General features: G+C 62.4%; 15 protein-coding genes. 7 read left to right on the top strand and 8 right to left on the bottom strand.

The window, feature by feature from the left end; genetic code table 11:
- The first annotated feature begins 64 nt into the window (after positions 1 to 64).
- Both J3P97_RS20265 and J3P97_RS20260 read left to right on the top strand, forming a co-directional pair.
- Positions 65 to 742, top strand: a complete 678-nt coding sequence (locus J3P97_RS20265) for a response regulator (protein WP_434572398.1) — start codon at positions 65 to 67, stop codon at positions 740 to 742.
- A complete protein-coding gene (locus J3P97_RS20260) occupies positions 739 to 2085 on the top strand; it encodes an ATP-binding protein (RefSeq protein WP_434572400.1) in 1347 nt (448 codons plus the stop codon). The genes J3P97_RS20265 and J3P97_RS20260 overlap by 4 nt, the downstream gene beginning before the upstream one ends.
- Positions 2086 to 2221: 136 nt before the next feature.
- Here the strand turns inward: J3P97_RS20260 and J3P97_RS20255 are convergent, their stop codons facing one another.
- On the bottom strand, positions 2222 to 3220 hold the full coding sequence (locus J3P97_RS20255) for an AraC family transcriptional regulator (protein WP_434572402.1): 999 nt from the start codon (positions 3218 to 3220) through the stop codon (positions 2222 to 2224).
- Positions 3221 to 3554: 334 nt separating this feature from the next.
- Here J3P97_RS20255 and J3P97_RS20250 point away from each other — a divergent pair, with 334 nt between their 5' ends.
- Together J3P97_RS20250 and J3P97_RS20245 are read left to right on the top strand one after the other, a co-directional pair.
- A complete protein-coding gene (locus tag J3P97_RS20250) occupies positions 3555 to 4907 on the top strand; it encodes a dicarboxylate/amino acid:cation symporter (RefSeq protein WP_305499392.1) in 1353 nt (450 codons plus the stop codon).
- Between the two features lie 307 nt (positions 4908 to 5214).
- Complete coding sequence (locus J3P97_RS20245; RefSeq protein WP_434672634.1) at positions 5215 to 6390, top strand: CaiB/BaiF CoA transferase family protein; 1176 nt, start codon at positions 5215 to 5217, stop codon at positions 6388 to 6390.
- Positions 6391 to 6510: 120 nt separating this feature from the next.
- On the opposite strand, the gene J3P97_RS20240 is transcribed toward J3P97_RS20245, so the two are convergent.
- Positions 6511 to 7005: a SprT family zinc-dependent metalloprotease gene (locus tag J3P97_RS20240; protein WP_434656316.1), complete on the bottom strand. Its 495-nt coding sequence runs from the start codon at positions 7003 to 7005 to the stop codon at positions 6511 to 6513.
- A gap of 162 nt (positions 7006 to 7167) precedes the next feature.
- Positions 7168 to 7770, bottom strand: coding sequence for a Yip1 family protein (locus tag J3P97_RS20235; protein WP_305499396.1), 603 nt, complete (start codon positions 7768 to 7770; stop codon positions 7168 to 7170).
- Between the two features lie 411 nt (positions 7771 to 8181).
- Between J3P97_RS20235 and ttcA the strand changes: the two genes are divergently transcribed.
- Both ttcA and J3P97_RS20225 read left to right on the top strand, forming a co-directional pair.
- The gene (gene ttcA / locus J3P97_RS20230; protein WP_434656317.1) at positions 8182 to 9006 is read left to right on the top strand and encodes a tRNA 2-thiocytidine(32) synthetase TtcA; all 825 of its coding nucleotides are present in this window, start codon (positions 8182 to 8184) and stop codon (positions 9004 to 9006) included.
- 66 nt (positions 9007 to 9072) lie between these two features.
- On the top strand, positions 9073 to 9747 hold the full coding sequence (locus J3P97_RS20225; protein WP_434672633.1) for a DNA-3-methyladenine glycosylase I: 675 nt from the start codon (positions 9073 to 9075) through the stop codon (positions 9745 to 9747).
- A gap of 99 nt (positions 9748 to 9846) precedes the next feature.
- Here the strand turns inward: J3P97_RS20225 and J3P97_RS20220 are convergent, their stop codons facing one another.
- Genes J3P97_RS20220 through arsC form a run of 3 tightly spaced genes read right to left on the bottom strand, consistent with a single transcriptional unit; the run spans position 9847 to position 11220 of the window.
- Positions 9847 to 10272 (bottom strand): DUF2069 domain-containing protein, encoded by a 426-nt coding sequence (locus J3P97_RS20220; protein ID WP_434601584.1) that lies wholly within the window; start codon positions 10270 to 10272, stop codon positions 9847 to 9849.
- Positions 10265 to 10870 (bottom strand): NAD(P)H:quinone oxidoreductase, encoded by a 606-nt coding sequence (gene wrbA / locus J3P97_RS20215; RefSeq protein ID WP_434672632.1) that lies wholly within the window; start codon positions 10868 to 10870, stop codon positions 10265 to 10267. The genes J3P97_RS20220 and wrbA overlap by 8 nt, the downstream gene beginning before the upstream one ends.
- The gene (gene arsC, locus J3P97_RS20210) at positions 10867 to 11220 is read right to left on the bottom strand and encodes an arsenate reductase (glutaredoxin) (protein WP_305499404.1); all 354 of its coding nucleotides are present in this window, start codon (positions 11218 to 11220) and stop codon (positions 10867 to 10869) included. Before arsC ends, wrbA begins: the two co-directional genes overlap by 4 nt.
- A 105-nt stretch (positions 11221 to 11325) precedes the next feature.
- On the opposite strand from arsC, the gene J3P97_RS20205 reads away from it, so the two are divergent.
- Entirely contained in the window at positions 11326 to 11793 is a 468-nt protein-coding gene (locus J3P97_RS20205; protein ID WP_434601582.1) for a TlpA family protein disulfide reductase, read from the top strand.
- A 220-nt stretch (positions 11794 to 12013) separates the two neighbouring features.
- Here the strand turns inward: J3P97_RS20205 and J3P97_RS20200 are convergent, their stop codons facing one another.
- Entirely contained in the window at positions 12014 to 12418 is a 405-nt protein-coding gene (locus tag J3P97_RS20200; RefSeq protein ID WP_434601581.1) for an META domain-containing protein, read from the bottom strand.
- Positions 12418 to 12852, bottom strand: coding sequence for a hypothetical protein (locus J3P97_RS20195; protein WP_434672631.1), 435 nt, complete (start codon positions 12850 to 12852; stop codon positions 12418 to 12420). Before J3P97_RS20195 ends, J3P97_RS20200 begins: the two co-directional genes overlap by 1 nt.
- Positions 12853 to 12944 lie beyond the last annotated feature (92 nt).

Genomic DNA, 12944 nt, shown 5'->3' with positions numbered 1-12944 from the left:
TCGGCGCGTACGATCCGGCGCCTTTGGTTGGAAATTGGTTGTTTGATTCGCCTGGGAGAGGCCCATGAAACTATTGGTTGTCGAAGACGAAGCGTTGTTGCGCCACCATTTGCAAACCCGTCTCACCGACAGCGGCCATGTGGTCCAGGCCGTGGCCAATGCCGAGGAAGCCTTGTACCAGGTCGGCGAATTCAATCACGACCTGGCGGTGATCGACCTGGGCCTGCCGGGTATCAGCGGCCTGGAACTGATTCGCCGGTTGCGCTCGCAGGACAAGACCTTTCCGATCCTGATCCTGACCGCCCGCGGCAACTGGCAGGACAAGGTCGAAGGCCTGGCTGCCGGGGCCGATGACTACGTGGTGAAACCGTTTCAGTTCGAAGAGCTCGAAGCCCGGCTGAATGCACTGCTGCGTCGCTCCAGCGGTTTCACTCAGTCAACCATCGTGGCCGGTCCATTGTTGCTCGACCTCAACCGCAAGCAGGCGTCCCTCGGTGACGAGCCGCTGGCCTTGACCGCCTACGAATACCGCATCCTCGAGTACCTGATGCGCCATCACCAGCAGGTGGTCGCCAAGGATCGCCTGATGGAGCAGCTTTATCCCGATGACGACGAGCGCGATCCCAATGTGATCGAAGTGCTGGTCGGGCGCCTGCGCCGCAAACTGGAAGCCCCGGCCGGGTTCAAGCCGATCGATACCGTGCGTGGCCTGGGTTACCTGTTCAACGAGCGCTGCCAGTGATTCGTTCGCTGCGGTTGCGGTTGATGCTGGCCGCCATGACATTGGCGGTGCTGTTCATGCTGGCGCTGCTGCCGGCGATGCAGGGCGCCTTCAGCCTGGCCTTGCAGGAATCCATCGAGCAGCGCCTGGCTTCGGACGTGACCACGCTGATCTCCGCCGCCCGGGTGGAAAACAATCGTCTGAAGATGCCGGCGCAATTGCCCGATGAGCGCTTCAACCTCGCCGATGCCCGCCTGCTGGGCTACATCTACGATCGCGAAGGGCGGTTGGTCTGGCGTTCGAAGGCGACCCAGGAAGAACACATCAACTACGCGCCGCGCTACGACGGGCTGGGCAACCAGTTTGCGCGCATCCGCGAGGACAACGGCCAGGAGTTCTTCGTCTACGACGTCGAGGTCAAGCTGCTCGGGGGCCAGAGCGCGGCGTTCAGCATCGTCACCCTGCAGCCGGTGCACGATTACGAAATGACGCTGCAAGGCCTGCGAGAAAACCTTTACCTGGGGTTCGGCGCCGCCCTGGCGGTGCTGCTGGCGCTGTTGTGGATCGGCCTGACCTGGGGCTTGCGGGCGTTGCGGCGCCTGAGTCAGGAATTGGACGAAATCGAAACCGGCACCCGCGAAAGCCTCAGCACCGCGCATCCCCGCGAGCTGCTGCGCCTGACCAGCTCGCTCAACCGCCTGCTGCACAGCGAGCGTGAGCAGCGCAGCCGTTATCGGGATTCCCTCGATGACCTGGCGCACAGCCTCAAGACTCCGCTGGCGGTGCTGCAAGGCGTCAGCGAGGACATGGCCCGGCGTCCCGAGGATCGTGGGCAGGCCTGGGTGCTGCAAACCCAGATCGAGCGCATGAGCCAGCAGATCGGCTACCAGTTGCAGCGCGCCAGCCTACGCAAAAGCGGCCTGGTGCGCCATCAGGTGCCCTTGCGCCCGGTGTTGCAAAGCCTCTGCGACACCCTCGACAAGGTCTATCGCGACAAGCGCGTGCAGGTCGAATTCGACCTGCCGGAGGATTGCCAGGTGCCGATCGAGCAGGGCGCCTTGCTGGAGATGCTCGGCAACCTGCTGGAAAACGCCTATCGGCTGTGCCTGGGGCACGTGCGAGTGAGCGTGCACCAGACGCTCGGCGGGACGGAGTTGAGCATCGAGGACGATGGACCGGGCGTGCCACCGGACCAGCGTGCACGGATCCTGCAGCGGGGTGAACGGCTGGATCGCCAGCATCCGGGGCAGGGGATCGGCCTGGCGGTGGTAAAAGACATCATCGAGAGCTATGGCGCCCGGTTGACGCTGGGAGATTCAGAGCTGGGCGGGGCGGCGTTCCGGATTCATTTTCCGGTGGTTTGACTGAATCTTTGGTGTTTGCACTGGCCTCTTCGCGAGCAGGCTCGCTCCCACACTGGACTTTCAGCGTTCATCAATCCCTTGTGGGAGCGAGCCTGCTCGCGAAGGGGGCCGCAATAACCCGCCCCTGACTCACCACTCAGTTCTCCTGCTCCCGATAAGCCCCCGGCGTCACCCCCGTCCACTTCTTGAACGCCCGATGAAACGCCGACGGTTCGGAGAACCCCAGCTGTTCGGCGATCTGCTGCAACGACAGGTCCGCGCGGCCCAGGTGGTAGATGGCGATATCCCGCCGCAACTGATCCTTGAGCTCCTGGAAGCTGGTGCCTTCCTCGCGCAGATGCCGGCGCAGGGTCTGCGAGCTGATATGCAGATGCGCCGCGACCGTGTCCAGGTCCGGCCAGCGCGCCGTGTCGCGGCTGAGCAGGCGCCGCAATTGGCTGGTGAGGCTGTGGCCATCGTCCGGGCGCGAGAGCAGGTCGGCGGGGGAGCGTTCGAGAAAGTGCTTGAGGGTTCGCTCGTCCTGGAGCAACGGCATCTCCAGGTAGCGGGCATGGAATAACAAGCTGCTGCTTCGCGCCTCGAAGACCAAGGGGCAGGGGAACAGCAAGTCGTACTCCGCGCCGTGGCCTGGCCTGGCATAGCTGAAGGTCGCCTGTTCCAGGCCGATCCGCTGGCCGATCAGCCAACTGCCGAGGCGATGCCAGATGACCAGCAGGCTTTCGGCCAGGAAGTGGTCGGGATCACACAGTGTCGACTCGTCCAGGCTCAGCCTTACCCGTTCGCCTTCAGCTTCGAGGGTCAGGCTCGGAGCGTCGGGGAACAGGCTGTAGAACAACAGGCCGCGCTGCAGCGCCTTGCCCAGCGTCCGACAGTGGATCAACGTGTGGCACATCATGGCGAACGTCCCGGGTTTACTCGGTGCCCGGCCAAATCCCAGGTATTCGTCCGCCAATGCGACCCACAGCGCCTGCAACAGGCGGGCGAATTGCTCGGGGGCAATTCGCGCGCGCGGCTCGTCCAGCAGCTCCGGGCTGATTCCCAGTTGCTGCAGCAGGGGAACGTAGTCGAACCCCTGCCGACGCGCGCCACCCAGGGCGGCGCGGGCGAAGTGGCTGGCGATGGTGCGTTGGCGCATGGCACAAATCCGTCCGTTGAGCGGACGAATGGTAACAGGGCGTCGCGGCTCGACAAGGCGGATATCCGCCAAATCCAGGAACGTGAAGCGGGAGGTTGGCGGAAAACCGCCAAGTTTGGGCGTGCGTTTAATTTCCGGGTAAGAAGCAAACGCCGTCTGCCCCGGCGCTTGTAGGACGTTTCGTAAAAATGGCACGGGCCTTGCGATGCCATACACAGGTCTGCCGCGTGCAGCCGACAAAAAACAAATCCCTCCAGTGCAGGAGGGTTCGCAATTGAGGTGTCGTGGACAACAGGTGGATGTTGTCACACGAGACTCTTGAGGAAGGTTTGCCATGACGACTCGTCAGCCACTGTACAAATCCCTGTATTTCCAGGTGATCGTAGCCATTGCCATCGGCATTCTGCTCGGCCACTTCTACCCGCAGACCGGCGTTGCCCTCAAGCCGTTCGGTGACGGGTTCATCAAACTGATCAAGATGGTCATCGCACCGATCATTTTCTGTACCGTCGTCAGCGGCATCGGCGGCATGCAGAACATGAAATCGGTCGGCAAGACCGGCGGCTATGCACTGCTCTATTTCGAAATCGTTTCCACCATTGCCCTGCTGATCGGCCTGGTCGTGGTCAACGTCGTGCAGCCGGGCAACGGCATGCACATCGACGTGTCGACCCTGGACACCAGCAAGATCGCCGGCTTCATCAATGCCGGTAAAGACCAGAGCATCGTTGCCTTCATCCTCAACGTGATTCCGAACACCATCGTCGGCGCCTTCGCCAACGGCGACATCCTCCAAGTGCTGATGTTCTCGGTGCTCTTCGGTTTCGCCCTGCATCGCCTGGGTGCCTATGGCAAGCCGGTGCTGGACTTCATCGATCGCTTCGCTCACGTCATGTTCATCATCATCAACATGATCATGAAGCTCGCGCCGATCGGTGCGTTCGGTGCCATGGCCTTCACCATCGGCGCCTACGGTGTCGGTTCGCTGGTGCAACTGGGCCAGCTGATGATCTGCTTCTACATCACCTGCGTGGTGTTCGTGCTGGTGGTGCTCGGCGCCATCTGCCGCGCCCACGGCTTCAGCGTGATCAAGCTGATCCGCTACATCCGTGAAGAACTGCTGATCGTGCTGGGCACCTCCTCGTCGGAATCGGCCTTGCCACGCATGCTGATCAAGATGGAGCGCCTGGGTGCCAAGAAGTCCGTGGTGGGCCTGGTAATCCCGACTGGCTACTCGTTCAACCTCGACGGTACTTCGATCTACCTGACCATGGCCGCGGTGTTTATTGCCCAGGCCACCGACACCCCGATGGACATCACGCATCAGATCACCCTGTTGCTGGTCCTGCTGCTGTCCTCCAAAGGTGCTGCCGGCGTAACCGGTAGCGGCTTCATCGTACTGGCGGCCACCCTGTCGGCCGTAGGCCACCTGCCGGTTGCCGGCCTGGCGCTGATCCTCGGCATCGACCGCTTCATGTCCGAAGCTCGTGCGCTGACCAACCTGGTCGGTAACGCCGTTGCTACCATCGTGGTTGCCAAGTGGGTCAAGGAACTGGACGAAGACCAGTTGCAGACCGAGCTGGCTTCCGGTGGTCGCGGTATCTCCGACGTGCGTGAAGATGACGAGCAGATCGCGCAAGCGCAGATTGTCGCGGCTGAATCCGCTGCTCCAGGCGCTGTGAAGTAAGCTTCAGGCTGCAACGAAAAACCCGCTTCGGCGGGTTTTTTGTTGGTTCTTGAATGTGAAGCAGGCATGCCTCTGTGGCGAGGGAGCTTGCTCCCGCTGGGTTGCGCAGCAACCCCAGAATATATCTGCCACCGCATGGCTTCAGGTCATACGCAGGGGACTGCTGCGCAGTCCAGCGGGAGCAAGCTCCCTCGCCACGACAACCCTCGCACTGAGCGGATTTGTCAGCCCGAACGACGCCCCCGGTAATTGCCCCATCGCCAGGCCCTGCCTAGTCTTGAACGCACCATTCAAGCGGAGATCACTCATGCAAGGCCCACTGGCATCGCTCAAGGTTCTGGATTTTTCCACCCTGCTGCCCGGCCCGTTCGCCTCGTTGTTGCTGGCGGACATGGGCGCCGAGGTGCTGCGCATCGAGTCGCCGGAGCGTCCTGACCTGCTGCGGATATTGCCGCCCCATGACCAGGGCACCTCGGCCAGCCATGCCTACCTCAACCGCAACAAGCGCAGCCTGGCCCTGGACCTCAAGCAGCCGGCGGCACTGGAGATCATCAAGCGGTTGCTGGACGACCACGACATCCTGCTGGAACAGTTCCGCCCCGGCGTGATGGAGCGGCTGGGCCTGGGTTACGAAGCCTTGAAGGCGATCAATCCCCGGCTGATCTACGTGTCGATCACCGGTTATGGCCAGACCGGCCCGTTCAAGGATCGCGCCGGCCATGACATCAACTACCTGGCCCTGGCCGGGCTGGCGAGCCACACCGGTCGGGCCGACAGCGGGCCGCTGCCGCTGGGCATCCAGGCGGCGGACATCGCCGGCGGTTCGCTGCACGGGGTGATCGGCCTGCTGGCGGCGGTCATTGCCCGCCAGCAGAGCGGGCAGGGCCAGCACCTGGACGTGAGCATGACCGACTGCGTCTTCAGCCTGAACGCACTGGCCGGCGCCGGTTACCTGGCCTGCGGTGTGAAACCGGGTTGGGAAAACCATGCGCTGAACGGTGGCAGTTTTTATGATTACTACCGCACGCGAGATGGTCGCTGGATGTCGGTGGGCAGCCTCGAGCCAGGGTTCATGCAGGCACTGTGCGCGGCCCTGGGGCGGCCGGAGCTCGCCGCCCAAGGGCTGGCGCCCGAGCAACAGCAGCGGCTCAAAGAGCAATTGCGCTCCGAGTTCGAGAAGCGCGATTTTGCTGACCTTTGCGCGCTATTCGCCGAGGTGGATGCCTGCGTCGAACCAGTGCTGGAGCTGGACGAAGCGCTTAAGCATCCGCAGTTGAAGGCCAGGCATCTGGTCACCCGGGTGCCCCGTGGCGACGGGTCGAGCCAGGCGCAGATGGCGTGCCCGTTGAAGTTTTCCGAAGGCTTGCCCGAGCCTCGGCATATAGGCGCGAGGCTGGGGGCGCATACGGAGCAGGTGTTGCGGGAGTTGGGGTTCAGTGATGAGCGGATTGCCCGGCTGCGGGATGACGGGGTGGTTGTGTAGTGCTCTCTCGGGCCCTTTCGCGAGCAGGCTCGCTCCCACAGGGGATTTGTGAACACCGCAGATCCAGTGTGGGAGCGAGCCTGCTCGCGAAGGGGCCAACCCATACACTACAAAAAACAGCTACTCGACCCGCGTCTCCCCGCTGAACACCAACGTATTGCGACAACTTCGGCACAAGTACCGCCGCCCCTGGCGGACCAGGCTGTGGCGCTGTGCGGTAAAGGGGAAGTCGCTGCCGTCGCACGGGCACTTGTAGATGTAGCGGGTGGCGGTGCGACGTTTTATCTCGTAGGTGTGGCAACGGTTGGGCGGCAGTTCGTAGACCCCCCGCATGATCAGTTGCCATTCCTCGCCATGGGCCTGGATGCGGTCGCCAAACAACTGATGGGCGATCAGGTGCGCGACTTCGTGGGCAACGGTCTGCTTGAGGAAGTCGTCGGCGTTTTCCCGGTACAGCTGGGGATTGAAACGCAGCAGGTTTTCATGAAGGTGCGCGACACCGGCCTTCTGGCCGCGCAACTTGAGGCTGACCACCGGGCGTTTGAAAGGACGTTTGAAAAAGGATTCGGCTTGTTGGTAACACTCTTCGACGCGGGTATTGAGTTGCTCGAGCATGCTTTACGGGTCTCCAGAAAGCCGAGTATGCCGCAAGCGCTGGCCGTTGCGAATCGCCCAGCTGCCCAGCGGTCGTTTCGCCGGCCCCAGGCACAGGAAGGCCGCCTTGCGGCGGCCTGTGTTGGCAGATCGTCTTTTTTCTCGGAGGGCTAGTGCAAGCCTTCAGTTGGTATAGACCGGACCCACGCCCAATCCCCAGACAATGACCGTGAACGCCATGATGGCGACCAGCACGACCAGGCCGACGGCCAGCACCGAGCTGGAAAACAGGAAGCCTTCGTCCTGCGGGATGTTCATGAACGTCGGCAAACCCACGTACAGCAGGTAGACCGTGTAGCAGATCGCCGCGGTGCCGACGATCATCCCCAGCCACATGTGCGGGTAGAGCGCTGCCAGCCCGCCAATGAACAACGGCGTCGCGGTGTAGGTGGCGAACGCGACACAACGGGCCAGGCTCGGGTTGGCGTCATAGGTGCGAGCCATCCAGTGGATGAACGCGCCCATCACCGCCACGCCGCCCAACATCGCGAGGTACGACATGATGGTCATCCACAGCGCGCTTTCCAGGGTGAGCATGACCGGTGGGCGATTGCCGATGACCCATCCCACCTGCGTGGTGCCGATGAACGCCGACACCGCCGGGATAGCCGCGAGGATCAGCGTGTGGGTGAGGTACATGTGGCTGATGCTTTCCTCCTGATCGCCACGGATTTCCTTCCATTCTTGATCAGGGTGGGTAAAGAGCCCCACGACATGATGGATCATAGTCAGTCACTCCTTTGTTATTGCCATCGCCCCCCAACGGAGCGCCTACGGGCCAAAGGGCCGGGTAAGTAAAGGTCTGTAAGTGTGTGCGACCTTATGCCGCAGTATAGAAAGGAGTGACCGTCAAGGGGATGGGCGGCTTAGAGCAAATCGCGCTGTAACGAAGCGGCTTAATCGCGACCTGATCTGTGCGCTGTGCGCTATACCAGGCGAATCCGCCCCGTGGCGAGGGAGCTTGCTCCCGCTCGGCTGCGAAGCAGACGCCAACAGGGCAGTCCCAAAGGGTCGCTTCGCCCGAAGCGTCGGACCGACCCAGCGGGAGCAAGCTCCCTCGCCACGAAGGGCGGTGCCACGGGAGGGATTTTTTGCGTAAAATGCCGGCCTTTCGTCACACCTCACGGATTTCGCGTCATGGGCACTCTCACGGTCAACCAGAACAAACTGCAAAAGCGCCTGCGCCGCCTGGCCGGTGAGGCCGTCGCCGATTTCAACATGATCGAGGATGGCGACAAGGTCATGGTCTGCCTGTCCGGCGGCAAGGACAGTTACACCTTGCTCGACGTGCTGATGCATTTGCAGAAGGTTGCGCCGATCAAGTTCGACATCGTTGCCGTGAACATGGACCAGAAGCAGCCGGGCTTTCCCGAGCACGTGCTGCCGGCCTACCTCGAATCGTTGGGCGTTGAATATCACATCGTCGAGAAAGACACCTATTCGGTGGTCAAGGAACTGATCCCCGAAGGCAAGACCACCTGTTCGCTGTGCTCGCGCCTGCGCCGTGGAACGCTCTATACCTTCGCTGACCAGATCGGCGCGACCAAGATGGCCCTGGGTCACCACCGCGACGATATCGTCGAGACCTTCTTCCTCAACATGTTCTACAACGGCTCGCTCAAGGCCATGCCGCCCAAGCTGCGCGCCGACGATGGGCGCAACGTGGTGATCCGTCCGCTGGCCTATTGCAGCGAGAAGGACATCCAGGCCTATTCGGATTTCAAGCAGTTCCCGATCATTCCCTGCAACCTGTGCGGTTCCCAGGAAAACCTGCAACGCCAGGTGGTCAAGGAGATGCTCCTGGAATGGGAGCGCAAGACCCCGGGCCGTACCGAGAGCATTTTCCGGGGCCTGCAAAACGTCATTCCGTCGCAACTGGCGGACCGCAACCTGTTCGACTTCGCCAACCTGCGCATCGACGAAAGCGCCACGCCGCGGTTCGTCAATGTGGTGAATCTCTGACGCTACCGATAGCTTGCATTCACGGCGCTTGCAAGCGCCGTTTTCATTTCAATCCCAGGAGAGGGCATGCGCGATTACAAGTGGCTGCACGAGTATTGTCTGAACCGCTTCGGTTCGGCGGCTGAATTGGAAGCCCACCTGCCTGTACCCAAGACCCCGGCGCAACTGCGCAAGATCAGCGATGATCGCTACCTCTCGACCATGGCGCTGCGGGTGTTTCGCGCCGGGCTCAAGCACAGCCTGGTCGATGCGAAATGGCCGGCGTTCGAAGAAGTGTTTTTCAGGTTCGACCCGGAAAAGGTCGTGCTGATGAGTGCCGAGCACCTGGAGCGGCTGATGCAGGATGCACGGATCATCCGCCACCTGGGCAAGCTCAAGAGCGTGCCGCGCAACGCGCAGCTGGTGCTGGATGTGGCCCATGAAAAGGGCAGCTTCGGTGCGATGATCGCCGATTGGCCGGTGACCGATATCGTCGGCTTGTGGACCTACCTGAAAAAACATGGCCATCAGTTGGGTGGCCTGTCGGCGCCGCGTTTCCTGCGGATGATGGGCAAGGACACGTTCGTGCCCAGCTATGACGTCGTAGCGGCGCTCAACGCCCAGGACCTCATCGATAAAGTCCCGACCAGCCAGCGGGACCTGGCGACGGTGCAGAATGCGTTCAACCAGTGGCATGAAGAGAGTGGCGGGCGGCCGCTGAGCCAGATCTCGATGATGCTGGCTTATACCGTGAATCATTGAGACCGCGTCGCTCCTTTCGCGAGCAGGCTCGCTCCCACACTGGATCTGTGGTGTTCACAAATCCCCTGTGGGAGCGAGCCTGCTCGCGAAAGCGGTCTATCAGGCGACGGAGATATCGCCCTCGCCAGCCAACCGCCGATTCAACTGGAACCGCCAGCGCACATACAGCAACGCCGAGCAGAACAGCGCCACGCTCGCCGCCATCTCCAGCAGGCCGAATAATTGCCGGTTCGGATCGTAGGCCGCCAGCGCGCCCTTGATGAAATACAGGTTCACCACGAAGCACATCCATGAATGCCCGCGCGCGCTGCCGCTGAGCATGCCTGGCGCGAGTATCAGCAGTGGCACCAGTTCGATCAGCAGAATCACCCAGGGGCGCGCGCCGTGCAGGTCGGCGATCAGCAGGTAATACCCGCTGAGCAGCCCCACCAGGCCGAAAAAGCACAACAGGCTGAGGTTACGGGCGATGTGCACACGCGGCTCCAGCCACTCGACCGGCGGCAGGATCTTCGGCTTCTTAGCCACGGCCGTTCTCCAGCAACAAAGCGGTTTTTGCCAGGCGCAGGCCCAAGGCGCGGCACAGGGCGACTTCGTGTTCATTCAAGCCGCTTTTACCGTCGGCGCCGGCGTGGTGGCTCGGGCCGTAGGGTGTGCCGCCGCCCTGGGTGTCGATCAGGGCCGACTCGCTGTAGGGCAGGCCGGTGATCAGCATGCCGTGGTGCAGCAGTGGCAGCATCATCGACAACAGCGTGGTTTCCTGGCCGCCATGCAGGCTCGCGGTGGAGGTGAACACCCCGGCCGGCTTGCCCACCAGGGCGCCGGTCAGCCAGAGGTTGCTGGTGCCGTCGAGGAAGTATTTGAGCGGCGCGGCCATGTTGCCGAAGCGGGTCGGACTGCCCAGGGCCAGGCCGGCGCAGTTCTTCAGATCATCGAGGCTGGCGTAGAGCGGGCCCTGTTCGGGGATATCCGGCGCCACCGCCTCGCTCTCGGTGGAGATCGCCGGCACCGTGCGCAACCTGGCTTCAAGCCCGGCCTGCTCGACGCCGCGGGCGATCTGGCGGGCCATTTCGTTGGTAGAGCCACTGCGGCTGTAATACAGCACCAGGATATAGGGCGTGCTCACGGCAGGATCTCCAGGATTTTCTCCGGTGGGCGGCCGATCACCGCTTTGTCGCCTGCTTCGAGAATCGGCCGTTCCATCAGTTTCGGGTGGGCGGCGATGGCGGCGATCAACTGCGCCTGGCTCAGGCTTTCGTCAGCCAGGTTGAGGGTCTTGTATTCATCTTCGCCGGTGCGCAACAACTGGCGTGCATCGATGCCGAGCTTGCCCAGCAGCCGCTCCAACTGCGCAGCGTCGAGCGGGGTTTCGAGGTAGCGGACCACGGTTGGCGCCAGGCCACGGGCTTGCAACAGTTCCAGCGCACCGCGGGATTTGGAGCAGCGCGGGTTGTGATAAAGCGTCAGATCAGTCATGAGCGGGTCGCATCTTGCGTAAGGTGGCGGCTATTCTACTGTGCTGCGAGGCCCCTAGCATCTGATGGGTCGCGCAGCTGTCCACATTCAGACAAGGATCGGCACATGGCAAGGCGATTGGCGGCGGCACTGACATTCATCGGCTTTTTATTGCTCGGCGGCTGCGGCAACGATTACGGCGTGGACCAGAACGGTCAGCCGATTGCCGCGCAGCGGCTGGACAAACAATGGCTGGTGCTCAACTACTGGGCCGAGTGGTGCGCGCCGTGTCGCACTGAAATCCCCGAATTTAATGCCTTGGCCGAACAGCTCAAGGGACGCAACGTAGGTGTCTTCGGGGTCAACTTCGATCAGGTGCAAGGCGAAGAACTCAAGAGCGCCAGCGAGAAGCTGGGCATCCGCTTCACCGTACTGGCCCGGGATCCGGCCGAGTTCTTTGATGTCCCGCGCAGTGAAGGCCTGCCGGTGACGTACATCATCGATACCCAGGGCAAGGTGCGTGAACAATTGCTGGGAGAGCAGACGGCGGCGGCGGTGATGGCCAGGCTGGAGGCGTTGCAGGCGCTGAAATAGCACTCCATGGCGAGGCAGGTTTTTTGTGGCGAGGGAGCTTGCTCCCGCTGGACTGCGCAGCAGGCCCCTGCTTTCTATCTGACACAGCGCAGTGGCAGATCCATTTTGGGGCCGCTTCGCAGCCCAGCGGGAGCAAGCTCCCTCGCCACAGGGGGGTTAACCAGGCCACAGGACTCAACCTTTTCTCTGGTCCGGACCGGTGCATCGGTCAGCGCAGGAGTCAACCCTCTTCCAACCACCACCGCAGCGGCTTGCCCTGGGCCGGCCAGAAACGCGTCTGGCCCGTAGGAGACACGTCCCAGCGTTCGACCTTCTCCAGCGCCTGCAAGAAACGCGTCTCTTGCTCCATCAACGCCGGGGCGCAGAGTTTGCGGGTGCTGCCGATCTTGCCGAAACTCAAGCGGTCGCCTTCCAGGGTGTAGGGCGCAAACCAGTGGTTGCAGCCGGCATTTCCGTAGGCACGACCGTCATCGTCGAGGGTGATGGTCAGGTGGCTGTAATCCATCAACGGCCGCTCGCCGATCCATTCGAGGATGTAGCTGCGGTTGTGTTGCAGTTGCACCGGATCGGCGGCGCAGCCCATCAGGCCAGCGCCCATCAGCGTGGCCAGGACCAGATGTTTCATCAGGCGGCTTCCTGGCATTTCGGGCACCGGTGTTTCTCCCCGTCGGTCGTCCAGCCCAGCTCGGCAATGTGTGCGCTGGCGGCCGGTTTCTGGGCCTTGGTGCCGAGCTTGGCATCGACGGCGAACTCGAAGCTCAGTTCCTTGGCGCATTGGTCGCACTTGACCTGCCAGGTGTGGATCGCCAGTTCACCGAACACCGGACCGGTGGTCATGGCGGTCCATTGGCCGATCGGCTTGAGCAGATGGCGAACGGTGTCGACGGTCAGGCGCATGGAGAGGTCCTTGCTGCCCTTGAGGGTGACGAGCAATACATCGTTGGCCTGGATCGAGCCGCCATTGCCGGTGACCTGGTAACGGCCCGGCGCCAGGGCGCGGACCTCGGTCAAGGTGTGCTGCGGGTTCATCAGGGTGTAGCGAAAATCGTGTTCGGCCATGGGTCCTCCAGATAGGCGCGATATGCTAGCACGGGGGCTGGCTTGGGCATCGCCTACAAGCGGGGCGGGCCGACGAAATCCCCCTGTGGGAG

Source organism: Pseudomonas sp. R1-15 (assembly GCF_051132085.1).
GTDB lineage: Bacteria > Pseudomonadota > Gammaproteobacteria > Pseudomonadales > Pseudomonadaceae > Aquipseudomonas.
The sequence above is the reverse complement of the archived record's forward strand: the minus strand, read 5'-3'. Positions and strand labels throughout refer to the sequence as shown.